This window comes from Desulfovibrio sp. Fe33, from assembly GCF_028532725.1.
GTDB lineage: Bacteria > Desulfobacterota > Desulfovibrionia > Desulfovibrionales > Desulfovibrionaceae > Pseudodesulfovibrio.
Genome location: NZ_JAQKGU010000011.1, coordinates 68,520 through 90,420 on the forward strand (window position 1 = coordinate 68,520; position 21,901 = coordinate 90,420).

20 protein-coding genes and 3 tRNA genes are annotated in these 21,901 nt (G+C 60.0%); 9 read left to right on the forward strand and 14 right to left on the reverse strand.

Annotated elements, in window-relative coordinates; translation table 11 throughout:
• Positions 1-2: 2 nt before the first annotated feature.
• The 6 genes from PSN43_RS13720 to PSN43_RS13745 all read right to left on the reverse strand — a co-directional run bounded on the left by PSN43_RS13720 (position 3) and on the right by PSN43_RS13745 (position 6,955).
• A complete protein-coding gene (locus PSN43_RS13720; protein ID WP_272701302.1) occupies positions 3-1,073 on the reverse strand; it encodes a flagellar biosynthesis protein FlhF in 1,071 nt (356 codons plus the stop codon).
• A gap of 8 nt (positions 1,074-1,081) precedes the next feature.
• Entirely contained in the window at positions 1,082-3,181 is a 2,100-nt protein-coding gene (gene flhA, locus PSN43_RS13725) for a flagellar biosynthesis protein FlhA (RefSeq protein ID WP_272701303.1), read from the reverse strand.
• A 62-nt stretch (positions 3,182-3,243) separates the two neighbouring features.
• Positions 3,244-4,314 (reverse strand): flagellar biosynthesis protein FlhB, encoded by a 1,071-nt coding sequence (flhB, locus tag PSN43_RS13730; protein WP_272701304.1) that lies wholly within the window; start codon positions 4,312-4,314, stop codon positions 3,244-3,246.
• A gap of 12 nt (positions 4,315-4,326) precedes the next feature.
• Positions 4,327-5,115: a flagellar biosynthetic protein FliR gene (gene fliR, locus PSN43_RS13735; protein WP_272701305.1), complete on the reverse strand. Its 789-nt coding sequence runs from the start codon at positions 5,113-5,115 to the stop codon at positions 4,327-4,329.
• Between the two features lie 121 nt (positions 5,116-5,236).
• The gene (locus tag PSN43_RS13740; protein WP_272701306.1) at positions 5,237-6,142 is read right to left on the reverse strand and encodes a M23 family metallopeptidase; all 906 of its coding nucleotides are present in this window, start codon (positions 6,140-6,142) and stop codon (positions 5,237-5,239) included.
• A gap of 63 nt (positions 6,143-6,205) precedes the next feature.
• Positions 6,206-6,955: a tRNA lysidine(34) synthetase gene (locus PSN43_RS13745; RefSeq protein WP_272701307.1), complete on the reverse strand. Its 750-nt coding sequence runs from the start codon at positions 6,953-6,955 to the stop codon at positions 6,206-6,208.
• Between the two features lie 165 nt (positions 6,956-7,120).
• On the opposite strand from PSN43_RS13745, the gene PSN43_RS13750 reads away from it, so the two are divergent.
• The 4 genes from PSN43_RS13750 to moaC are packed head-to-tail and all read left to right on the forward strand — an operon-like array spanning position 7,121 to position 10,336.
• Positions 7,121-8,458: a hypothetical protein gene (locus PSN43_RS13750; protein ID WP_272701308.1), complete on the forward strand. Its 1,338-nt coding sequence runs from the start codon at positions 7,121-7,123 to the stop codon at positions 8,456-8,458.
• A gap of 39 nt (positions 8,459-8,497) precedes the next feature.
• Positions 8,498-8,725, forward strand: coding sequence for a DNA-directed RNA polymerase subunit omega (gene rpoZ, locus PSN43_RS13755; RefSeq protein ID WP_272701309.1), 228 nt, complete (start codon positions 8,498-8,500; stop codon positions 8,723-8,725).
• A 9-nt stretch (positions 8,726-8,734) separates the two neighbouring features.
• A complete protein-coding gene (dnaJ, locus tag PSN43_RS13760) occupies positions 8,735-9,853 on the forward strand; it encodes a molecular chaperone DnaJ (RefSeq protein WP_272701310.1) in 1,119 nt (372 codons plus the stop codon).
• 3 nt (positions 9,854-9,856) lie between these two features.
• Positions 9,857-10,336, forward strand: a complete 480-nt coding sequence (moaC, locus tag PSN43_RS13765; protein ID WP_272701311.1) for a cyclic pyranopterin monophosphate synthase MoaC — start codon at positions 9,857-9,859, stop codon at positions 10,334-10,336.
• Between the two features lie 280 nt (positions 10,337-10,616).
• Here the strand turns inward: moaC and hisF are convergent, their stop codons facing one another.
• The 5 genes from hisF to PSN43_RS13790 all read right to left on the reverse strand — a co-directional run bounded on the left by hisF (position 10,617) and on the right by PSN43_RS13790 (position 13,826).
• Positions 10,617-11,396 carry an imidazole glycerol phosphate synthase subunit HisF gene (gene hisF, locus PSN43_RS13770; protein WP_272701312.1) on the reverse strand — a complete coding sequence of 260 codons (780 nt, stop codon included), beginning with the start codon at positions 11,394-11,396 and terminating at the stop codon, positions 10,617-10,619.
• The gene (hisH, locus tag PSN43_RS13775; RefSeq protein ID WP_272701313.1) at positions 11,386-12,027 is read right to left on the reverse strand and encodes an imidazole glycerol phosphate synthase subunit HisH; all 642 of its coding nucleotides are present in this window, start codon (positions 12,025-12,027) and stop codon (positions 11,386-11,388) included. Before hisH ends, hisF begins: the two co-directional genes overlap by 11 nt.
• A 156-nt stretch (positions 12,028-12,183) precedes the next feature.
• The gene (locus PSN43_RS13780; RefSeq protein ID WP_272701314.1) at positions 12,184-12,957 is read right to left on the reverse strand and encodes a J domain-containing protein; all 774 of its coding nucleotides are present in this window, start codon (positions 12,955-12,957) and stop codon (positions 12,184-12,186) included.
• A gap of 15 nt (positions 12,958-12,972) precedes the next feature.
• Positions 12,973-13,410, reverse strand: a complete 438-nt coding sequence (locus PSN43_RS13785) for a YkgJ family cysteine cluster protein (RefSeq protein ID WP_272701315.1) — start codon at positions 13,408-13,410, stop codon at positions 12,973-12,975.
• Positions 13,407-13,826, reverse strand: a complete 420-nt coding sequence (locus tag PSN43_RS13790) for a CoA-binding protein (protein WP_272701316.1) — start codon at positions 13,824-13,826, stop codon at positions 13,407-13,409. The genes PSN43_RS13785 and PSN43_RS13790 overlap by 4 nt, the downstream gene beginning before the upstream one ends.
• 85 nt (positions 13,827-13,911) lie before the next feature.
• On the opposite strand from PSN43_RS13790, the gene PSN43_RS13795 reads away from it, so the two are divergent.
• Together PSN43_RS13795 and PSN43_RS13800 are read left to right on the forward strand one after the other, a co-directional pair.
• Positions 13,912-15,132, forward strand: a complete 1,221-nt coding sequence (locus PSN43_RS13795) for a M24 family metallopeptidase (protein ID WP_272701317.1) — start codon at positions 13,912-13,914, stop codon at positions 15,130-15,132.
• Positions 15,133-15,229: 97 nt separating this feature from the next.
• Positions 15,230-15,601 carry a hypothetical protein gene (locus tag PSN43_RS13800; RefSeq protein WP_272701318.1) on the forward strand — a complete coding sequence of 124 codons (372 nt, stop codon included), beginning with the start codon at positions 15,230-15,232 and terminating at the stop codon, positions 15,599-15,601.
• 265 nt (positions 15,602-15,866) lie between these two features.
• On the opposite strand, the gene PSN43_RS13805 is transcribed toward PSN43_RS13800, so the two are convergent.
• Positions 15,867-17,063: an iron-containing alcohol dehydrogenase gene (locus PSN43_RS13805; protein WP_272701319.1), complete on the reverse strand. Its 1,197-nt coding sequence runs from the start codon at positions 17,061-17,063 to the stop codon at positions 15,867-15,869.
• 30 nt (positions 17,064-17,093) lie between these two features.
• The gene (locus PSN43_RS13810; protein ID WP_272701320.1) at positions 17,094-18,854 is read right to left on the reverse strand and encodes a protein-disulfide reductase DsbD family protein; all 1,761 of its coding nucleotides are present in this window, start codon (positions 18,852-18,854) and stop codon (positions 17,094-17,096) included.
• Between the two features lie 159 nt (positions 18,855-19,013).
• Between PSN43_RS13810 and PSN43_RS13815 the strand changes: the two genes are divergently transcribed.
• From PSN43_RS13815 to PSN43_RS13825, 3 genes are all read left to right on the forward strand, one after another.
• Positions 19,014-19,089 (forward strand) — tRNA-Lys (locus tag PSN43_RS13815).
• 160 nt (positions 19,090-19,249) lie between these two features.
• Positions 19,250-19,325, forward strand: a tRNA-Lys gene (locus PSN43_RS13820).
• A 158-nt stretch (positions 19,326-19,483) separates the two neighbouring features.
• A tRNA-Lys gene (locus tag PSN43_RS13825) sits at positions 19,484-19,559 on the forward strand.
• 239 nt (positions 19,560-19,798) lie between these two features.
• Here the strand turns inward: PSN43_RS13825 and mdoH are convergent.
• On the reverse strand, positions 19,799-21,895 hold the full coding sequence (gene mdoH, locus PSN43_RS13830) for a glucans biosynthesis glucosyltransferase MdoH (RefSeq protein ID WP_272701321.1): 2,097 nt from the start codon (positions 21,893-21,895) through the stop codon (positions 19,799-19,801).
• Positions 21,896-21,901 lie beyond the last annotated feature (6 nt).

Consider the following 21,901-nt stretch of genomic DNA (forward strand, 5'->3'; position numbering starts at 1 on the left):
CCTTAGGGTTGTTTGTTGCCGTCGGGCAACGTGCGCATGAACATGAGCCGCCAGATCATCTCTTCCGAAGCCGGGCGGATGCTGTTTTTGATGCCCGGCCCAAAGGACAGGGCGGATACCGGCAGTCCGCTGGCGAAAGCCATGTTCAACACTGCTCCGAATGTACAGGCTTCATCGAGTTTCGTCCAGATAACGCTTGCTAGTTGTTCACTTTTGTATTTGTCCACGAATCGTTCGAATTGCGCCGTGCTGTAATAGGGGTTCAAAACAAGGTGAATGGACAGGTCTCGGCATTCATCCAGCCCGTAGAGCCGCGACCACTCTTCGAGAGTTGTCCGGCCGGACAGGCCGGGCAGGTCTATGAGGATCATGTCGAACCGTCGGGATTCCTCACGCAGCAGGGTGAAGTCCTCCTTGGTGATGATTTCCCGGAAGGCCAGGCCGCTTAATTCGGCGTAATGCTTGAGGACCAGGCGGCCTTTGCCCCGGCCGCCGTCGGCGGTGGCCAGGCACAGCCTCATGCCGGGGCGTTCCTTTTTCATGCGCAGGGCGAGCCGCACCAGGCTTGAGGTTTTCCCGGCGCCGCCGGGACCGGCGAAGGCGTGAAAGGTATTGGTCCAGGTCTCGGCCCGGAACGGGGTAGCCTTGATAAGCGGGTCCAGAGCGGTCATGACCGGGCAGTCGCGGGTTTCGCGCATGGTGCAGTAGATGTGTGTCAGGACCCGCTCGTTCACTTCCTCGCGTTCCAAATATTCCAAGGCGATGCGTTGTTTGGGCGTGAGCTTGGACGGATCCATCTGCGGCTTCATCAGGGCCATTATCTGTCCCTTGATCTGGCTCCATTCCCGCTGCCAGCCCACCGAGTCGCGCAGGGCGGCGTCGACCACGCTTTCCTTGCTGTGCCGCTGGGGCCGGACAGGCTCGCTTTCCACCGCGGCAACGATTTCGCAGCACTTGCACCCGTTTTCAACGACGGTTTTGTTGGACAGTATCACGGCCTCGTTGCCGAGTTCGGATTTGACCTTTGCGAAGGCTGCCGTGGAGGTGGCGGCCCTGTACGTCTTCATTTTCATAATGGGTCCTAGATTTCAACGGTTGCGACTGACTGGATTTTGACGTCCGCCGGAATCTCGGCCTGGGAGATGACCGGGAGTGTCGGGATGAACCTGTTCAGGAGCTGCGCCAGTTGCGATCTGAGCTGCGGGGTGACCAGCAGGATGGGCTGGCCGTCTGCCACCATGGCGTCCTCGGTGGAGCGGTTGATGGCTTGGATGATCTGTTGCGCCACGCCGGGCTCGAGAGCCAGGTAGCCGCCCTGTTCGGCCGGCCGCATGGCGTGGTTCAGGATTTCGTCGATTTTCGGATTCAGGGTGATGATGGGCAACACCCCGTTTTCTCCAAGATACGGTTTGACGATGGTCCGGCCCATGCGGGCGCGCACATATTCCGTGAGCTGCGTGGGGTCCTGGGTGGCGACGCCGTAGTCCGCCAGGGTTTCCACGATGGTCAGAAGGTCGCGGATGGACACGTTCTCCTGGACCAGTGCCTGGAGGACCTTCTGGACTCCGCCGAGGCTGAGCACTGCGGGCACCAGGGATTCCACCGCCTTGGGAGCGCGCTTGGAAAGGTTGTTGAGCAGTTCCTGGGTTTCCTGCCGTCCCAGGAATTCATGCAGGTTGCGCCGGAAGACTTCGGTCAGGTGGGTGGCGATGACCGTGGACGGGTCGACAACGGTGTAGCCCGCCAGCATGGCCTCTTCTTTCTGTGCTCCGGGAATCCATACGGCCGGAAGGTTGAAGGCGGGCTCCACTGTTTCCACGCCCTCGATGCGGTGCCTGGCGTCGCCGGGGTCCATGGCCAGATAATGGTCGATGAGCAGTTCGGCGCTGGCCACGGGGTTGCCCTTGATGAGCACGCGGTATTCGCCGGGCTTGAGTTGCAGGTTGTCGCGCAGGTGCAGGGACGGGATGACCACGCCCATGTCCAGGGCGAACTGGCGGCGGATGGAGCGGATGCGCGACAACAGATTGCCGCTTTGCTCTTCGTCCACCAGGGGGATGAGTCCGTAACCGACTTCGAGTTCCAGTTGGTCCAGGGGAAGCAGGGCCTGGACTTCCTCCGGGGTGTCCAGGGTGGCGGGTTGCTTCTGCTCCTTTTCCTCCTGCTCCACGGCGAAACCGTGCTGCTGTTTGGACGAAATATGCCCTACGCCGTAAACTATGGCGGCCAGGGTCAGGAAGGGCAGGGTCGGCATACCGGGCACGATGCCGAAAATGACCAGGATGCCGGAGACGAGTTTGAGGGCCCTGTGATGGAAGGAGAGCTGCCCGATGAATTCCTCGCCCATTTTGGCTTCGGCTGCCGCGCGGGAAACGATGATGCCCGCCGAGGTGGAGATGATGAGCGAGGGGATGGTGGCCACCAGGCCGTCGCCGATGGTCAGCAGGGTGTAGGTCTGGGCCGCATCCATCCACTCCATATCCTTTTGGAGCACGCCGATGAGGAAGCCGCCTATGATGTTGATGGCGGTAATCATCAGGCCCGCCTTGACGTCTCCGGAAACGAATTTGCCCGCGCCGTCCATGGCGCCGTAGAAGTCGGCCTCCCGGCGCAGGTCATCGCGTTTTTTGGTGGCCTGCGCTTCATCGATGAGCCCGGCGTTGAGGTCGGCCTCGATGGCCATCTGCTTACCCGGCATGGCGTCCAGGGTGAATCGGGCGGCCACTTCGGCGATGCGGGTGGTACCGGTGACGATGACGGTCTTGTTCAGGATGAACAGAATCATGAAAATGACGATGCCGATGACGTAATTGCCCCCGACAACGAACTCGCCGAAACTCTGAATGACCGAACCCGCTGCCGAAGTGCCTTCGTCTCCGTGCAGCAGGATGGCCCTGGTCGTGGCCACGTTCAGGGCGAGGCGGAGCAGGGTGGTGACCAGAAGCAGTGAAGGGAAGATGGAGAATTCAAGGGGCGAGGTCATGAACATGGACGTCACCAGGATGACCAGGCCCAGGGAAATGGAGACCGAGAGCATGAAATCGATGAACGGGGTGGGCAGGGGAATGAGCATCACGAAGAGGATGACCACCACGCCGCCCGCGAGAAGGATGTCGCCCTGCTTGGCGAATTTGGCGTAGTCGATTTTCGGAATTGCGGACTTGGCTGAAGGCTGGGCCATGTTTTTGACACCTCTCGGACAGTTGGGCTTTTTCCCCTGTGGAGGGTGTCAGGTCCCCGCAATTATTGGCGATGCTTGAATTTCTCCAGCTTCGCCAGGATGGCGGCAACGGCCTGAAACATTTCCTCCGGGATGGTTTCACCGATTTCAACCTGTTTATACAAAGCCTGTGCCAAGGGTCGGTTCTCTTCGATGGGGATGGAGTTTTCCCGCGCAACTTCCTTGATTCGTTCGGCAACCTTGTTCACGCCCTTGGCCAGCACCAGGGGAGCGGGGGCTTTTATGCGGTCGTACTGCAAGGCCACGGCGTAGTGGGTCGGGTTGGTGATGACCACGTCCGCCTTGGGGATGTCCTGGAACATGCGCGAGGCCATCATCTCCATCATCTTCTGGCGCTGTTTCTGTTTGATCCGGGGATCGCCTTCCATCTGCTTGCGCTCGTCCTTGATTTCGTCCTTGGTCATCTTGATCTGCTCTTCGTAGTTCCATCGCTGGTACCAGAGGTCCACGATGGCGATGATGAACATGGGGATCAGCGCGTAGCAGACCATCTTGTATCCGACGGACAGGATGAAGACGATGATGCCATGAACGTTGGCGTGGAACAGGGGCAGCAGATTGGGCAGCTCCTGGCGGATGACGATGTAGGGGGCTATGGCCACGGCCATTGCCTGGAGGATGCTTTTCGCCAGCTTGATGAGGGCGTCGGGGCTGAGCATGATTTTTTTGACGCCGCGCATGATATTGAAGAGCTTGCCGAATTTTGGTTTCAACGGCTTGGTGGTCCACAGCGAGCCCACCTGCAGGCGCATGGTCAGAAAGGACACGAAAGCGATGACCAGCATGAACGGCACCACCAGCAGCGCCATCTTTTTCAAGCCCCAGGAGAACAGCGTGTAGGCCATGGGCTTGTCGACGGTGAAGTTGATCGCCTCCAGGAAGGTCCAACGGTAAATCTCGGTGAATTGCTCGCTGTAAAAACCGATCATGGCGCGCAGGATCAGCACGCCGGAGAGGAGGACCATCACCTTGGTGATTTCGTCGCCTTTGGCGACGTTGCCCTCTTCGCGTTGCTTCGTCCGCCGCTTTTCCGTGGCTCGTTCGGTTTTACTCGGATCTTCCTGGCCGATCATGGCGAATTCTCCTTAAGGAATAATGGAATCCCCGAATTTCATGACGTTTTCGTACATGTTGTTCAGGCCTGTCAGGAAGTCGCCCACATACAGGGCCATGATGCTGAAAATGAAGCCGAGGAAGAAGAAACCCACGGTGATCTTGATGGGGAAGCCGAGGATGAGCACATGCATCTGCGGCGCGGCCCGGGAGATGAGCGCCAGGGCGAGGTCCACCAGGAACAGGGCGGCCATGACCGGGGCCGCGATCTTGATGGCCAGGGTGAACATCAGGTTGGAGAAGTGGAAGATGTCCTTGGCCAGTTCTGGGTGAAGGAGAAGCGTTCCCGGCGGAATATACTGGAAGCTCATGCCCACGGCCTTGAGAAGGTACAGGTGGCCGTTGAGGACGAGGAACGTCAACATGGTGCACATGTAGAGGAAGTGGGCTGAAACCGCATTGCTCGTGCCGGTGATGGGGTCGACCACGTTGACCATGGCGAATCCCATTTGGAATCCGATGATCTGGCCACCGAGCTGAACCGCTGCGAACAGAAAATTGACGAGCATTCCGAGGATCAGCCCGAGCACCAGTTCACCGAGGAACATGATGACGATGTTCCAGCCGGTGGGCATCATGGAGCCGGGGAAGGAGAGTTGCGGCCACAGCGCCATGGACAGCACCAAAACCAGGGCGCCCTTGATGGGCCGGGGGATGGACGCCCCGCCGAAAAAGGGCAGCAGAAAGAGTACGACGCTGATGCGAAAGAGCGTCAGGAAGAAGCTGAGCATGTCGCCCGGGTTGAATCCGAAAATCTCCATTGCCGACTCAATGCAAAACCCGAACCAAGCCGGGCGTCATCCGGTTCGGCCCGCAAAAGACAGGCCCTCTTGGAACATCGCATTCCAAAAGGGCCTGGGACATTCGCGAACCGATGGCCGGTTAGTTGAGGATGTACCGTTTCGGGTTCACCGGCACGCCGTTCAGGCGGACCTCGTAATGGAGGTGGGGGCCGGTGGAGCGGCCCGTATTGCCGACGTAGCCGATGAGTTCGCCCCTCGTGACTTCCTGACCGCTCTTGATGGCGATGCGGTTGAGGTGCGCAAAACGGGTGGACAGGCTGGAGTTGTGTTTCAGACGGATGGACAGGCCGTAGGAGCCGTCGCGTCCGGCGAAAGTCACGGCCCCGCGCGCCGGTGCATACACCGGAGTGCCCCTGGGGGCGGAGATGTCCAGACCCTTATGGAATTCGCGCTTCCCGGTAAAGGGCGAGGAGCGCCAGGCGAAGCCCGATGTCACCCAGCCGGATGTCGGCCAGATGGACGGGGTGGCTTCGAGGATGTTCTGGTTGCTGCGCAGGGTGTGCATGATCTCCTGCTGGCGGACCTCTTCAAGGCGCGCCTCCACATTCAACTGGCGGAGAAATTCATGCATCTTGCGGGCGAGAAGTTCCTGCCGGTAGAGGGGCAGGTAGCCCTTGGAAAAATTGTCGTTGGCGGGCCCGCCTTTGGGGGCGGCGGCCTGGCTGCCGTCCTGATCCAAGTTTATCATGACGCGCAGTTTGGAGTCGAAGTCCCGGATGCGGTTCAGATTGCTTTGCAGGGCGGTGATTTTCTGGGAGAGGCTGAGTAGCTGGGTTTTTTGCTCTTGAACGGTCTTTTCGGCTATGTTCAGACCTTGTTCGATGCGCGAGTGCTCGGCGTAGTTTTTCCAAAGAATCACGTTGCCGGCGGCCATGGTGACGGTCAGCACGACAAGGAATGCGATAAACCAGCCCCGGAGCTGAAATTTCCTGCACGACCCTTGTTTGTCCTTAAAGACAACTATGTGGTATTTTCGGAAAAGCATTACCTTTCCAGGATGTTACATGTTTTGAGGAGCAGCCAGCTCTGAGGCTTGTGTACTTTTAGTCTAGACTTTTTTGCTTGTCAAGTCGACTTGTTGTCTCGTTACGGCGTTGAAGATATTGTTTTTTATGCGTTTATCCTGACGCCACATGGTTCTGAGCCATTCGTGGATTTCATCACGTTTGGTGAATCCGTTTGAGGGGCAGACGTTTTCCCAAATAGGCAGTTCCCACTGCGTGGCCGCTTTTATGACGGTCTTCTTGTCCAGGAGCATGGTGGGCCGGATGACGTTCAGCTTCCCGCCGAAAAACGGTTCGTTGGCCGACAGGCCGTCGGCGCGTCCGTTCTGCACCATGTTCATGAAGAACGTGACGACATTGTCGTCCGCATTGTGGCCGAAGGCGAGATGCGTCAGGCCGTAGTCGCGGCACAGCTCGAACAGCCGCTTGCGGCGCTGCATGGCGCACCAGAAGCAGGGCGAGTTCTTGCGGTTCTCCTCGGTATGGGCGCGGGGGCCGAAGTCCGTCAGTTCGATGTGTGCGGCCAGGCCGTTGTCGGCGCACCATCGGACCAGCGGCTCGTGGGATTCCGGGGAGAATCCGGGGTTTACGTGCAGGACCATGAGTTCCACGGGAAAGGGCATGATGGCCTTGCGGATGGTCATGACCTTGAGCATGAGGAAGCTGTCGACCCCGCCGGAGATGGCCAGGCCGATGCGCGCTCCTTCCGAAACCATGCCGGTTCGCTGCATGAGTTTGCCGGTGGCGGTGACGCATTTTTTCTGAGCGAAGGTGAGTTTGCCCCATGAGGCCATCTGTTTTTCTTCCTTTCTATCTGGTATGCAGGGCGGGCCAGCTAAGGGGGATAGTGCATTCCCGCTTGACTTGCAAGCCCCTTTGAGGCAGCTTTACAAGCTTTCGCGTCACGGTCCGGAAGAACGCCCGAGGCCGAAACAAGGTCCCCCCGGAGGATGCCTGTTTTGAGACGTTTACTGTTCCTTGTCGCCATTGTGCTCGTGGCCGCTTTGGCCGGGGGCGCGTATTGGTACAGGACCAGCGTGGACGAGCGCGTCAAGGCGTTCCGCTGGCTCGGGCATTCCCTGGATAAAGCCCAGTCGGTGCAGGTCGTTATGGAGGGGAACGTCTATACCCTCGTTGCCCGGGACGGCCTTTGGGACATGCAGATTCCCGGCGGGGAAGGGAGCGTCTCCGCCAAGGCGTTGCGCGGCAGGGTTTGGGACTATTTCGAAAGGATTACCCAACTGGCTCCGCTACTCTCGCTGGAAGGCGAGCAGGGCGATGTACAGCGGCAATACGGCCTTGAAGACCCCGGCCTGATGCTCGTCATCCGCCTCAAGGACGTGAGCGCCCCTCTGAGTCTCCGGTTTTCGAAGGACGAAAGCGGCAGGACGTATGGCTGGAACTCGGAAACTCCGGATTTGGCGTTCGAATTCGTGGGCGACGTCTTTGAACGGCTCGCGCTTCCGACAACCTACTTCCTCGACACCAGGGTTTTTCGTTTCAACGAGGAGCAGGTCAGCCAGGTGCAGCTCGTGCAGCCCTTCGGTTCCAGTTGGGTGGTTAAGCGCGGCAAGAAAGGATTTTATTTCACCCTGCCCGGCTATCTCAAGGATAAGGAGGCGGCCGGTTCCGAGCTCAAGCTTTACGTGCACGCCCTGGCTCTGCTTCGCGCGGGCGGGCTGGTGCTCGAGCCCGAGCCCGAGGGCGGCGAAAAGGGCATGGCCGCTCTGACCATCAAAGTCTGGTCCGGTGGAGCCAAGGAGCCTTCTTCGGTGGAGTTCTTCACCATCGAGGGTGATCCCAAGCATTTTTACGGGCGTTCGTCATGGCTGACGGTGCCTTTTTTGCTCGATGCGGAAAGCGTCAGCCAGCTTGTGAAGAGCGCGTTCGACGTTCAGGGCCGGAACGTGTTCACCCTGGACATCGGCCAGGTGGCCACATTCGTCGTCACCAACGGGGATCGCCGCTATGCCGTCGTGCGGGAGAATGCCGGATGGCGGGCCGTCGGCACGGAAAAAGTCATTCCCGGCATTGACATGGCGCTCTGGCGATTTACTGAATTACAGTTCGAGGCGCTGCCGCTGAACAACCTGGCCGCCACTGCTGTGAAGCTCATGCATTGCCGCCTGCTGGACCGTGACGGGAAGGAGTTGAAGGAGATGACCTTCTACGCCGACCCGAAGCTGCCGCAGGGACAATGCTGGATGAAAAATGGGGACGGCATGTATTATCCCGTTTCCGCCCGGCTGCTCAAGGACTTGCAGGGCCTGTTCCCGGCTGGTCCGATCGTTGAATAGAAATAACGGCGCTTCAAACGAAGTCTCAAGGAGAATATCATGGCAAGGATCACCGTAGAAGATTGTCTGGCAAAAGTGAGCAATCGTTTTCTCATCACCCAGATGGCCATCAAGAGGGTCAAGCAGTACCGCGAAGGCTATGAGCCGCTGGTCGAAACCAGAAATAAGGAAGTGGTCACCGCCCTGCGCGAGATAGCGGCCTCCAAGGTCGTTCCCGATACCTCCACCGACCTGCACCTTCATTCTGCCGAAACCGAGGAAGCCTAGTACCCGACCATGTCCAAACGCGACTATTACGAAGTCCTGGCAGTGGAGCGGACCGCCACCCAGGACGAGATCAAGACGGCTTATCGAAAGCTGGCCTTCAAGTATCATCCCGACCGCAACCCGGATGATCCCGACGCAGAATCCAAGTTCAAGGAGGCTGCGGAGGCCTATGAGGTCTTGGGCAATCAGGAGAAGCGTCAGACGTATGATCGGTTCGGCCATGACGGCATGAACGGTCACGGCTTTTCCGGTTTCTCCAGCAATGAGGACATATTCGGGGCCTTCAGCGACATTTTCGGCGAGGTCTTCGGATTTTCCACGGCGGGCCGCGGCGGCGCCAATCGCCCCAGGGCCGGTTCGGATCTCCGCTACAACCTGGAGATATCCTTCAGGGATGCGGCCAAGGGTACCGAGGTCGGCATCAAGATTCCCGTGGAAGTTTCCTGCGAGGCCTGCGACGGCAGCGGTGCGGCCCCGGGTTCCTCGCCCGAAACCTGCCCCCAATGCGGCGGCTCCGGCACCGTGCAGCAGTCCCAGGGCTTTTTCCGTATTTCCGCCACCTGTCCCAATTGTCGCGGCACCGGCACGCTGATTACCGATCCGTGCGACACCTGCATGGGGCGTGGTACGGTCATCAAGAACAAGGATCTCAACGTCCGCATTCCGGCCGGCGTGGACAACAACTCCCGCCTGCGTTTGCGCGGCGAGGGCGAGGCGGGCGTCAACGGCGGCCCTCCGGGCGACCTCTATGTGGTCATCCGGGTCGCGCCGGACGACACCTTCGAGCGCCAGGGCCAGAACCTTGTCATCAGCCGTGAAATCTCCATGGTCGAGGCCGCGCTGGGATATCGTCTCGAAGTGCCCACCTTGGATGAACCGGTAAATCTGGACATCCCCAGCGGCACCCAGTCCGGCGAGATTTTTCGGCTGCGTGGCCTGGGTCTGCCCCATCTCGGTTCGACCCAGAACGGCGATCTGCTCGTGGAGGTTCGCGTGAAGACGCCTTCCCGCCTGAACAGCCGCCAGGAGGAACTGCTCCGGGAGTTCGCCGAGATCGAGGTCGGAAAACTGAGCAATCGGGCCAAGGGCTTTTTCAAGAAGGCCAAGAGCAAGGTCATGGGAGAGTAGACGATGGCAGACGGCTTTTCGCACATGGATCAGGACGGCAATGCCCGCATGGTGGACGTATCCGCCAAGAACGACACGAACCGCACCGCGATAGTCCGTGGTCTCGTCAGGCTTGCGCCGGAGACCATGAGGCTGCTCAAGGAGAACGCGCTGCCCAAGGGCGACGTGTTGACCACGGCCAAGATCGCGGGCATCCAGGCCGCCAAGCGCACCGCCGATCTCATACCCATGTGCCACCCCCTGCCGATCAGCTACATCGACGTCCGTTTCAACGTGATGGATGCCGACTCGACCATTGAGCTCGAATGCGAGGTTCGCACCGCCTACAAGACCGGTGTCGAGATGGAGGCCCTTATCGGCTGCCAGGTTGCGGCCGCCACCATCTACGACATGTGCAAGGCGGTCCAGAAGGATATCGTCATCGACAATTGCCGACTGGTATTCAAATCCGGAGGCAAGAGCGGGACCTTCCGGGCCGAGTAGCCGGACGAATCGTTCAAGAGAATGCGAAAAGCCCCGTCGGATGAACCGGCGGGGCTTTTTTAAAACTATTCCTTAACTCCTCGAAGACGGAAATCAGGCGTTGAAAGCCGTTTTGCGGCAATAGTCGGATGATTCCGCCTTCGGCGGGCAAGGGCTCGCACCCTTGCATCCCCTGTATGCGCCTTCGGCGCGGGTATTTCCTCGATCCGCAGCGTCCTGCCGCGAAAGCGGGGAGTTACATTTATAAGTTCCTTTCTTTACGCTGCTGTCCGTGTTTTCGCTACCAGACCATGCGGGTCTGGACGCCGTGCTCGGACATGTATTTCTTGATTTCTGGTATGGTGTATTCGCCATAGTGGACGATGGAGGCGATGAGGGCGGCGGTGGCTTTGCCCTCGGTGACGGCATCGACCATGTGCTGCGGGTTGCCCGCGCCGCCGGAGGCGATGACCGGGATGGTCACGGCCTCGGCCACCAGACGGGTCAGCTCCAGGTCGTAGCCGTTTTTGACCCCGTCCGCGTCGATGGAATTGAGGCAGATTTCGCCCGCGCCCAAAGCCTCGCCGGTTTTGGCCCATTCGATGGCGTCCATGCCCATGTATTTGCGGCCGCCGTGGATGACGATTTCGAAGCCGGAGGGAATATTTTCGGAGACGGGCACGCGCTTGACGTCCATGCCGAGCACCACGCACTGGGAGCCGAATCGGGCCGCGCCCTCGCTGATGATGTCCGGGTTCTTGACCGCGCCGGAGTTGACCGAGACCTTTTCCGCACCGGCGACGAGCACGTCGCGCATGTCGTCGACGGAGTTGATGCCGCCGCCGACGGAAAACGGAATGAAGATCTGGGACGCGACTTTTTCAACCACGTCGAGAAAGATGCCGCGCGCCTCGTGGGATGCGGTGATGTCATAGAAGACGATCTCGTCCGCGCCTTCCTCGTAATATCTTCTGGCGGACTCGACAGGGTCGCCGATGTCCACGTTGCCTTCGAATTTGATGCCCTTGGTCAGACGGCCGTTGCGCACGTCGAGGCAGGGAATGACGCGTTTACTCAGCATCGGCGGCCTCCAGACAGTAGTTGTAGAAGTTCCTGAGCATCCGCAGGCCGGGGCGTCCGCTTTTTTCCGGGTGGAACTGGACCGCCCAAAGACCCTTGCGGCCGTGCACGGAGCAGAAGTCGATGCCGTAGCGGGTGGTGCCGATGACGAACTCTTCCTTCGGAGCCGGATAGTAACTGTGGACGAAGTAGAAGTCGGCGTCCGGGTCGATGCCCTCGAAGAGCTCGCAGTCCTGGAGGAGTTCCACCTGGTTCCAGCCCATGTGGGGAACGCGGATGGAGATGTCCTCGTAATCAACCCAGGAGGGATTGAAGAGGCGGCATTCGCCGGGAATTACTTCCAGGGCCTTGGTGTCGTTTTCTTCGGAGTAGTCCAGGAGAATCTGGCAGCCGACGCAGATGCCGAGCACCGGCTTTTTCTGCCAGATGAGTTTCTTGATGACTTCGTCCAGGCCGCCGGATTCGAGTTCCTCCATGGCCTGGCCTGCCGCGCCGACGCCGGGGAAGATGATGCCGATGGCCTTGTCCAGTTTTTCGGGATCGTTGGTAATTTCATTCGGGATGCCCAGGTGCTCCAATGCCCTGTGGACACTGGTCTGGTTCCCCGCCTTGTAATCGAAGATGGCGAGCATTGGTTCCTCCGCTTGAAACTCGGTATGCTACAGCGACTAGTAAAAATAGCGGGGGAAAACAAGGCTTTTATTTTAGCCTCAAAAATGTATGCCAGGATTGGCAAACGCCCGTTGCGGCGGGCAGTTGAGAGGAGCGCTGAGGGCGCGGCCAAGCGGCTACTTTCCGAGGATGCGCAGCAGGAGATCCCCTTTGAAGGGGCCCAGCTTGCGGCCCAATCCCTTGAGCCTGATGGGACGGCCGACCACGAAGTCGTGGGGCAAGGTTATTTCGATGGTTTTGGCCCCCTTCGTGAAAGGGCGTTCCACCGAGATGCGGATTTTCCGGCCGGGCATGAGATGGGAGGCCGGGTAATGGACGGTCTGCTCGAAGTCCATCTGGCTCTTGAGCCACCCCTTGACGCCCTTGGAGAAGTCGAGGTTGATGGTCCTTTCGCCCCAGTGGAGTTGAAGGCTCCGCTTTTTCAGTTCAAGCGGGCCGCGATAGCCGGGCTTGTCCTTTCGAATCTGCGAGTAGATATCCTCGAAAACCTTCTTGGCGAAGGGATCGTTGAGGATGGTCCTCAGAACCTCTTCTTCCTTGTAGTAATATCTCTGGGTCTTGGCCCTGGTGGAGCGCTGTTTCTTTTCCGCTTCGGGCTGGGCCGTCCTGCGCTGCTGGCGGGCGTAGGCCTTGGCGCCTTCCTCGCGTTTTGCCTTGGGGCCTCCCGTCTCGGGGCCGGAAGAGGCGGAAGAAGAGGGGCCGTCCGCATCAAGGAGCTTCCTTGCCGTAACATAGGCCTCGTTGACCACACGGAACCGCTCGGCGGCGGAAGCGCTCGGGTTGAGGTCCGGGTGGTATTTGAAGGCCAGTTTGCGGAAGGCGGACTTGACCTCTTCCAGGTTCGCCCCTGGGGCGAGCTGAAGCTCCTTGAGGCACTCCTGGAGATTCATGAGGCGCGTCCTTGGTTACTCGTCGGAAATCAATGCGTTGGGCGAAGATTCGGGATCATAGCGCAAAAGGTCTTCCTTGCGCAAATAGGCGCGCCCCTGGCGGACGAATTCCTCATGGCCGGCGGCGGGATTCACGCCGGGACAGTAATCCTGGATCATTTCCCAGCTGGTCTTGTCGATGAGATTGCCTCGGAAATACGGCCAGGCCCGGCAGATGTCGGGGCGTCCGGGATGCACGCCGCAACCGTCCTTGAAAAATACGCAGTAGTTGTTTTCGCCCACGTTGAGGTGAATCTTGCCGCCGCGCGTGTGGGCGTATCGGGAGACCAATTCGTCCGTGCCGATCCCCAGGAAGGCGGCCAGGCGTTCGCGGTCCTTGGCGGTCATGACGATGCCGCCCTCGCCCTGGCAGCAGTGGCCGCACATGCGGCATTCGAAGGCGTTCTCGGTCATCTGCGGATCCCCATGGCTTGCATCTCGACTTTGCTGCATCGGTCTTCAACTACGGTAATGCCGCTTCCCGACAGGATTTCCCGGGCCTCAGGGCTGGTGATGCCGGACTGCATCCAGAAAATCCTGGGCAGGGGGGACATGGCCAGCACCTCGCGGGCGTGCTCGGGGCAGAACTGCGGCGACCGGAACAGGTCCACCATGTCCACCGGCGTCGGAATGTCGCCCAGGGAGGCATAGGTGGGCAGTCCCCATACGTCGCTGCGTTTGGGGTGGACCGGGATGACCGTGAAGCCCATTTCGATGAGCGCCCGGCCGACCATGTCCACGGGACGGCCCGGTTTGTCCACCGCCCCGACAACTGCGATGGTCTTGACCTCGCGCAGCAGGGGAGCTAGCTCTTTCATGTCGATCAGCATTTTTGACACCTCGTAGATTGAGACAGTCCTTGTACAGCAAACCTTTCCGGTTGCCTAGTCGATATATCCCCGAAGGAGCCCCCCTATGTTCGAAGCCATAGCCCGCATCCCCGAAGAGGAACTCAAGCGCCGCCGGGATTCCGTCCGGCATCACCTCCAGGCCGTCGCTCCCGGAGCGGGGGGGATTCTCGTGTTCTCCCGGCTGAATATTTATTACCTGACCGGCACCTTTGGCCAGGGCGTGCTTTGGCTCCCCCTTTCCGGCGATTCCGTGCTGCTGATCCGCAAAGGCGTCAACCGCGCCCGTCTTGAAGCCGGAGTGAAGCATATTCTGCCGTTCAAGTCCTATTCCGAACTGCCCGGCCTGTGCGCCGACGCGGGCAGCCCCTTCACGCCGACCCTGGCCGCGGTAATGTCCGGGCTCACCTGGCAACTCGGAACCATGCTGGCCGACAAGCTCAAGGATTACGCCATCGTGTCCGGCGACCATGCCGTGGCCTTGGCCCGGATGGTCAAATCGGAATTCGAGCTCGACATTCTTCGCCGTTGCGGCGCGAAGCACCATCGTTGCCTTTACGACATTTTGCCGACCGTGATCCGTCCCGGCATGACCGAACGGGAGATCGCCCACAAGGCGTGGGAAGCTTTTTTCAGCGAGGGGCACATGGGTATCTTGCGGATGCAGGCCCACGGTGAGGAGGCTTTCCTCGGCCATGTGTCGGCCGGTGATTCCGGCAACTATCCCAGCGGGTTCAACGGACCTCTCGGGCTGCGCGGTGAGCATCCGGCCTCGGCCCTCATGGGCAACGCGCACAAGATCTGGGAACCTGGCGAGCCGCTCATGCTCGACATAGGCTTCCAGTTGGAGGGGTATCACACGGACAAGACCCAGGCGTATTTCGCGGGGTCGCGTGAAACCATGCCCGACGATATCCGTCGCGCCCATGATTTCTGTATCGAGTTGCAGGATTGGATGTGCGCCGAAGCGAAGCCCGGCGTCACCCCGGAGGAACTCTATCTTCATTGCATCGACGAGGCCGGGAAGCGCGGGTATGCCGAAGGCTTTATGGGGCTGGACGAGAACCAGGTCCCGTTCGTCGGGCACGGCATCGGGTTGACCGTGGACGAGTTTCCGCCCATCGCCAGGGGGTTCTCCCTGCCGTTGGAGCAGGGCATGGTCATCGCCCTGGAACCCAAGCAGGGCGTTCGCGGCAAGGCGATGGTCGGCGTGGAGAACACGTTCGAGATTACCGCGGACGGCTGCCGCTGCATCTCCGGCGACAAATACGACATGATTCCGGTTTAATGACGCATCATTGATGTTGTCTTTTCCTGGCGGTTGAGTAGTCTGCCGACGTGCCTGGCGGTACCTTCCGCACGTCCGTTGAAGATTCGGGGGAGTCGTGTCCTATAAGCAAATATTCACTATCAAGGATTCTTACCTGCTGTGCATTACGGACGGCGGGGTTAACGAGGCCAAAGCCTTCATCGAATGGGGTGTGAAGCTTGTGGCCAAGACCCGGCATTGTCGGCGGACGCGGGTGCTGTTGGACAATCGGACTTTTCACTTGGCCCTTTCGGCTTTGGATATCATCACGTTCGCCAACTTCATGGAGAATCAGGGCGCGGCCAAGCTGGGTCTTCGCATTGCCGTTCTGTCCAACCCGCACAATCCGGAATCCAGCCGTTTTGTAGAGACCGCCATGGTCAACCGTTCGGCTTCCTACAGGGCTTTTCGTACACAACAAGAGGCCCATGACTGGCTTTGTGCATAGGGTCGGATATTCAGGATACGAAAAAGGGCTCTCTTTCGGGAGCCCTTTTTGTTGGTCTATGTATTCAACTCTCGTTTTCCCGACAGGACGCCGCGAAGCGAAAAAGCCCGCGCCGGAGGCGCTTACAGGGGATGCAAGGGTGCGAGCCCTTGCCCGCCGGAGGCGAAATCACCCGACTATTGCCGCGAAGCGGCTTTCAACGCCTGATTTTCCTCTTGAGTGAGTAAAATCGGTAATTCCTTTTTCGCTACGGAGGTCGCGCGGACTACTCGTAGGCCGCTTCGAAAATGGCGATGACGTCCTCCAGGGACATCTCCACCGGGGTGACGTCGAAGAGCCCGCCCATGGTGGACAGGGCGTTCTCGGCCAGGGCCGGGATTTCCTCGCGGGTCACGCCGTAGTCGGACAGTTTTTCTTCGGCCAGGCCGACGTCGGTGATGAGCTTGTCCAACGCGTCCAGGAAGGCCACGCCGGTTACTTCTTCTTCCACCGTTTCCTCAAGGGTGTCGCCCATGGCCAGGGCCAGGTCGCCGAGGCGCTCCTCGCCGCGCGAGGCCAGGAAGGCGAAATATGCCTTGGACAGGAGCACCAGTCCGGCCCCATGGGGCAGGTCCGGGTGGAAGGCGGACAGGGCGTGTTCCAGGGAGTGCTGGGAAATGCATGAGGAATAGGTCTCGCACAGTCCCGCGGCGGTGCAGGCCCAGGCCATGACGGTCCGCGCCTCCAGGTTGTCGCCTTCGGCAACGGCCTGCGGCAGGGTGTGGGCGATGAGGTGGACGGCCTCCAGGGCGAGCATGTCGCTGGAGGGCTGGCGGCAGGTGGCGAGGTACGCCTCGGCCGCATGGAAAAAGGCGTCCATGCCGGTGTAGGCGGTCTGCCTCGGGGGTACGGAGAGCATCAGTTTGGGGTCCACGATGGACAGGGCCGGGAAGGTCCCGTCGTATCCCCAGCCGAGCTTCTCGCGGGAGCCGGTGCCGGATTTGGTTATGACGGTCCACGGATCGGCCTCGGTTCCGGTGCCCGCCGTGGTCGGAATGGCCACGATGGGCAGGGGGGCGTTTCCCGGGGTCTGGCCGCCGCCGGTTCCGGACTGCATGTAGTCCCAGTACTTGCCGGGATTGACGGCCATGGCGGCGATGGATTTTGCCGAGTCGATGGTGGAGCCGCCGCCCAGGCCGACCACGAATTTGACGCCTTTTTCGCGGCAGATGGCCGCGGCTTCGTCCACGGCGTCGGATTCGGGGTTGGGCTTGATGCGATCGTAGACGATGGTTTGAACGTCCTGTTTGGAAAGCAGCGACTGAACGCGGGCTAGGTATCCCTGCTCGATCATGACGCCGGATTCGCCGATGACGATCATGGCCTTGTCGCCTCGGGGCAGATGCGGAGTCTCCCCCAGCTTGTCGAGGCTGTCGGGACCGAAGATGATGCGGGTGGGCATGTAGTATTGGAAATTGAGCACGAAGCGTCTCCTCAATGTTTTTTCTGTGATCTAAAGGGATTTCAGCAAGTTTTCAAGTTGGTTCACGGTGTACAGGTCGCGTATGACCACCGGGGTTTGCCGATCGTTCTTTCGGAACACGGCAGCCGTGGGCAGGCTTCTGCTGCCGAGAGCCGCCAGCAGGGCTTCGGCTTCGGGATCGCGTTCGGTCATATCCACCTTGATGAAGCGGATGTTGTACCGTCTTTTCCAGTCTTCAACATTTTCGCGGGTCATGACCGTTGCTTCGAGCGCCTTGCAGGTGGGGCACCAATCCGCCGTGAATTCCAGGAATATCCGCTCTTCGCCAAGGTCCTGGTTAAGGACGGCCGGGTTGAACTGCTCCCATGGGTCGGCTTCGGTCTGCATGGGCGTGGTCCAGTAGACGGTGGCGGCCAGGAGCACGAATATGCTTGTGCGCAGGAGCAGCCGGATGCCTTGGCCGGCGGTCTTTGTGCGGAACCACAGCCATCCGCCGAAGAGAACGACCCACAGCGGGGCGAGAATGCGCAGACTGGCATCGCCCAGCGCGATGCCCACCAGATAGAAGGCAGTGCCGAGCAGGAAGAAGGCGATGCCCTTTTCCACGTATTCGATCCATGGCCCGGATTTCGGCAGGAAACGGGACAGGCCTGGGTTGAGGATCAGCAGAATGTAGGGCGCGGACATGCCGAGGCCGATCGATACGAAGACCGTGGCGATGACGACCGGCCCCTGGATGAGCGCCCAGCCGAGCACGCCGCCCAGGAACGGGCCGCTGCACGGGGTCGCCAGCAGGGTGGTCAACATGCCGGTGAAGAAGGCCTGTTTGCGCGGGTCCTTGTTCCCCACCCCGAATTTGAGGTCGATGACCGGCAAATGGAACAGACCGAACAGGCTCAGCGAGAGTGCGCCCATTATCGCCGCCATGCCGAGCACCAGCCAGCGGTTCTGGAAGAGCGCGCCCCATGCCGAACCCGTGGCTCCCAGCACGACGGCCAGGAACAGGAAGAAGGATATCACTCCGAGCACGAAGAAAACGTTGTGCTCCCTGAACGCGCGGATGCGGTCGGCGCCTTCTTCGGCTCCGGCCCCGAGCAGCGAGGAGAGCTTGAGGCTGACCACGGGCAGGACGCAGGGCATGACGTTGAGAATGAGTCCGGCGAGCAGCCCCATGAGCACTGCCGAAAGCAGTCCGCCCACTTCGAGGCCGGGTTGGAAATATGCGGGGGTGAAACGCCAGTCCACGATGTGCGCGTCGGCGTTTTCCTCGGCCGTCGGAGTCTGCGCTTGAATCCGGCCTCCGCTAATATGCAGGAATTCGTTCCACCACGGCTGTCCGTCGGACGGAGGGAGGGGGTTCGTGCCGATTTCCGCTTCGCCGAAAGAGAGATTGATGCGGGCTGGGACGCATTTGGTCGGATGGCACAGGAGCAGGTCCAGGGAGAGGCTGACCGGGAAGGGGGCCGTGAGGGCGTCGGGCACCAGGATGAAGAGCTTTGTTCCGTCCAGATATGCGGCCACGGTGATGGTTGGGTCGTATGAGTCGGGCTTCTTCTTGCCCTCGGGATAAAACACCTCCAACGGGCTCCCGTCCGCCGTCAGGGCGGCCAGGCTGGTAGGCTTGCCCGTTTCGCCGGGGACGTTGGAGTAAGAGTACCATTCATTGTCCATATGCAGGGTTAAGGCCAGGAGAACGCCTTCGGGCGACCCCGGACGGATGGCGTCCGCAGCGACGGCGAACGGTTCCACCGAGGTCTTCAAAGGCAGTGAAGACGGCTGCGAAAGGGACATGGCGGACGTTGCTGAAAGGAGGACGAACAGACTCAGGAGCAACGTGAAAAGGGGTTTTTTTATAATCATTTAAGTCCTATGAAAAAAATGAAAATTTATTGTTGACATTTCGAGGGGTGACTTATAGATATCTCTCCGTCGTGACGATCACGGCCGAGTGGGTCACTAGCTCAATTGGCAGAGCAGCGGACTCTTAATCCGGAGGTTCAAGGTTCGATTCCTTGGTGACCCACCACTCAGAATACACACCCCGTCAGAAATGGCGGGGTTTTTTTGTCGGTCGAATGCGATTCGGGAAAAAAGGCGTGAGCAATTTGCATGAATGTCCTCGTTGCTGTTGACATTTCCGGAGGCGGCTTATAAATATCTCTCCGTCGTGACGAACACGGCCGAGTGGGTCACTAGCTCAATTGGCAGAGCAGCGGACTCTTAATCCGGAGGTTCAAGGTTCGATTCCTTGGTGACCCACCACTCAGAACACACACCCCGTCAGAAATGGCGGGGTTTTTCTTTGTCCGATGCGCGCTTCGGAAAAAAATGTGAGCAATTTGCATGAATGTCCTTGTAGCTGTTGACATTTCCGGGGCGGCCTTATAGATATCCCCCCGTCGTGACGATCACGGCCGAGTGGGTCACTAGCTCAATTGGCAGAGCAGCGGACTCTTAATCCGGAGGTTCAAGGTTCGATTCCTTGGTGACCCACCACTCAGAATACATACCCCGTCAGAAATGGCGGGGTTTTTTTGTTGATGGGGCGGGCCTTGAGCCAAATGGCGGCGGTGCGCATGGGGCGTCCTCGTCGTTGTATCCTGGATGCATCCTGCCGGGTTTCCAGTCTTATGGACGGGAAACCCGGCACTGATTCCATATTACCCTACACCGGCGTCAGGTCAATGAAATGATGGTTGGCCGGGAACCGGCACTTCTTTTTTGTGCCGGACAGGTCAGTTTTGTTGGAGCCATGCCCTCCGCACGGCGCCGTTGTCGGCCGTCCACGCTCGGGTATGCACTTCGAGCAGTCCGTCGGGGTCGCGCAAGAGGCGGAGCTTCTCGTCGGGAGAGAGGGCGTCGGGGCCGCCGTCGAGAATCTTCGCCACAAGTTTCGCGTTGAGTTCGCGCGCCTTTTCGTTGAGCCGCCGCTGGTTTCGGGAAAGCTGGGCGCGTCGGAGTCCGTTGACGCCAGGATCAAGCAGAGCGCGCAGGAAGCCTTTCTCGCGCGGCAGGTCGAGGGGCGTGGGCGCGGCTTCCATTTCCTCTGTGAACCGGACCACGTCGCGGATTTCCTGTGCCGGGGCGGTTTCCTCCGGGATAAGGAGCAGCCCGTTTCTGCGGAGCCAGCGTCCGGGGGCGTCGTGGCTGGTGAGGACCGAAAGGGGCATGGAAAAGACGATGGGCAGGACGATGGGCGCTATCCACCAGAAGAAATATGGCGCATAGAGCCAGACAACGCCGCCCCAGAGCAACCCGAAGAGCGCGCCTCCTCCATGGAAGCGGATCGCCTCGCCCCAGGTCGTCGGGCGGTCGTCCCGCTGCTGCGAGCCCCAGCCGATCTGTCTGCCGAGCAGGGTGATGCAGACGAATTTGCTGTGAAAGAGCATTCGAATGGGAGCCAGCAAAGCGGAGAACGCGACATCCAGGACAATGCTCGCCAGCAGGCGGAATGCGCCGCCGAACTGTTTTGAGCGGCGTGTCTTCAAGACGATCAGGAGGTAGCTCAGAATTTTTGGGAAGAACAACAGCACACCCGTGGTGGCCAACAGTATCAAGGCCCAGAGCGGTTGCCACACCGGCCAGGACGGAAACAGGGACCGCGTGGCGGCGAAGTAGCTGGGGCCGACAACGGCCTGGATCACGGCCTCGGCGGAGGAGAGCATCAGAAAGAGGAACCACAACAGAGCCGAGACGTAGCTCATGGCTCCGTTGAGAAAGAGGACCCGGTGGGCGGGGAAGAGGCCTTCGGTGAAAAGAAGGCGGAGGTGTTGGAGGTTTCCCTGGCACCAGCGGCGGTCCCGTTTCAACTCCGAGAGGAGGTTCGGGGGACATTCCTCCCAACTGCCCGTGAGGTCGAAGGCGAGGCAGACTTCCCATCCGGCGCGGCGCATGAGCGCGGCTTCGACGAAGTCGTGGCTGAGGATGTCGCCGCCCAGAGGGGGCTTGCCCGACAGTCTGGGAAGGCCGCAGTGCTTCATGAACGGTTCGATGCGGATGAGCGCGTTGTGTCCCCAGTACTGGGCGTCTCCCAACTGCCAGAAATGCAGCCCGGCGGCGAACATGGGGCCGTAGGCGCGGTTGGCGAATTGTTGCAGCCTCCCGAGCAGGGTGTCGCGGCCGAAGCAGGCCGGGGCGGTCTGCAATATCCCTATTCTGCTGCGGCGTTCCATGATGCGGACCATGGCGTTCAGCGTGTCGCCGCTCATGACGCTGTCCGCGTCGAACACGGCCATGTACGTGTATTCGCTGCCGTGCCTGCGGCAGAAGTCGGCCACGTTGCCGCTCTTGCGCTTCAGGTTCACCTTTCGGTTGCGGTAGAATATGCGGCCCTGCGCGCCGAGTTCCTTTACCAGATCGGCCCAGGCGGCCTCCTCCTCCATCCACTTGTCCGCGCTGCCGGAGTCGCTCAGGATGTGGATGTCGAACTGCTTCGCGCCAGGGGTGCGCTGCAACGAGAGGTATGTGGTCTTGATGCCGGCCATGACCCTCGGCGTATCTTCGTTGCAGATGGGGAACAGGACCGCCGTGCGGGGAAAATCGTTCGGGTCGAAAGGTTCGGACAGGGCGCGGCTGGCGGCGAAGCGGTCATAGCGGCGCATTATCGTGAACCACCCCATGATCGCCGTCCAGAATCCGACGGATATCCAGGCGAAAAGGATGGAGTAGACGATAATGATCGCGAGCTCCAGCGGGGTTGAGCCCTTGTCGGGCAGGACGGACCCCACGTAGGCGCTGGCCATTGCCGAGGGGATCATGATGAGCAGCGTCAGGACAAGGCGCCGTTTTCCGGTGGAGAATGACAGTCCCGGGACCTGTGAATCGCTTTGCATCGAGTT

What these genes read in the sequence shown, in the direction of transcription:
- moaC (WP_272701311.1), top strand. Translation starts at nt 9,857, where the DNA reads ATGGCAGACGGCTTTTCGCACATGGATCAGGACGGCAATGCCCGCATG.
- hisH (WP_272701313.1), bottom strand. Translation starts at nt 12,027, where the DNA reads ATGCTCGCCATCTTCGATTACAAGGCGGGGAACCAGACCAGTGTCCAC.
- PSN43_RS13780 (WP_272701314.1), bottom strand. Translation starts at nt 12,957, where the DNA reads ATGAATCTCCAGGAGTGCCTCAAGGAGCTTCAGCTCGCCCCAGGGGCG.
- fliR (WP_272701305.1), bottom strand. Translation starts at nt 5,115, where the DNA reads ATGGAGATTTTCGGATTCAACCCGGGCGACATGCTCAGCTTCTTCCTG.
- PSN43_RS13745 (WP_272701307.1), bottom strand. Translation starts at nt 6,955, where the DNA reads ATGGCCTCATGGGGCAAACTCACCTTCGCTCAGAAAAAATGCGTCACC.
- flhB (WP_272701304.1), bottom strand. Translation starts at nt 4,314, where the DNA reads ATGATCGGCCAGGAAGATCCGAGTAAAACCGAACGAGCCACGGAAAAG.
- mdoH (WP_272701321.1), bottom strand. Translation starts at nt 21,895, where the DNA reads ATGCAAAGCGATTCACAGGTCCCGGGACTGTCATTCTCCACCGGAAAA.
- PSN43_RS13810 (WP_272701320.1), bottom strand. Translation starts at nt 18,854, where the DNA reads ATGTCCCTTTCGCAGCCGTCTTCACTGCCTTTGAAGACCTCGGTGGAA.
- dnaJ (WP_272701310.1), top strand. Translation starts at nt 8,735, where the DNA reads ATGTCCAAACGCGACTATTACGAAGTCCTGGCAGTGGAGCGGACCGCC.
- flhA (WP_272701303.1), bottom strand. Translation starts at nt 3,181, where the DNA reads ATGGCCCAGCCTTCAGCCAAGTCCGCAATTCCGAAAATCGACTACGCC.
- PSN43_RS13785 (WP_272701315.1), bottom strand. Translation starts at nt 13,410, where the DNA reads ATGACCGAGAACGCCTTCGAATGCCGCATGTGCGGCCACTGCTGCCAG.
- PSN43_RS13720 (WP_272701302.1), bottom strand. Translation starts at nt 1,073, where the DNA reads ATGAAAATGAAGACGTACAGGGCCGCCACCTCCACGGCAGCCTTCGCA.
- PSN43_RS13795 (WP_272701317.1), top strand. Translation starts at nt 13,912, where the DNA reads ATGTTCGAAGCCATAGCCCGCATCCCCGAAGAGGAACTCAAGCGCCGC.
- PSN43_RS13790 (WP_272701316.1), bottom strand. Translation starts at nt 13,826, where the DNA reads ATGCTGATCGACATGAAAGAGCTAGCTCCCCTGCTGCGCGAGGTCAAG.
- rpoZ (WP_272701309.1), top strand. Translation starts at nt 8,498, where the DNA reads ATGGCAAGGATCACCGTAGAAGATTGTCTGGCAAAAGTGAGCAATCGT.
- PSN43_RS13740 (WP_272701306.1), bottom strand. Translation starts at nt 6,142, where the DNA reads ATGCTTTTCCGAAAATACCACATAGTTGTCTTTAAGGACAAACAAGGG.
- hisF (WP_272701312.1), bottom strand. Translation starts at nt 11,396, where the DNA reads ATGCTGAGTAAACGCGTCATTCCCTGCCTCGACGTGCGCAACGGCCGT.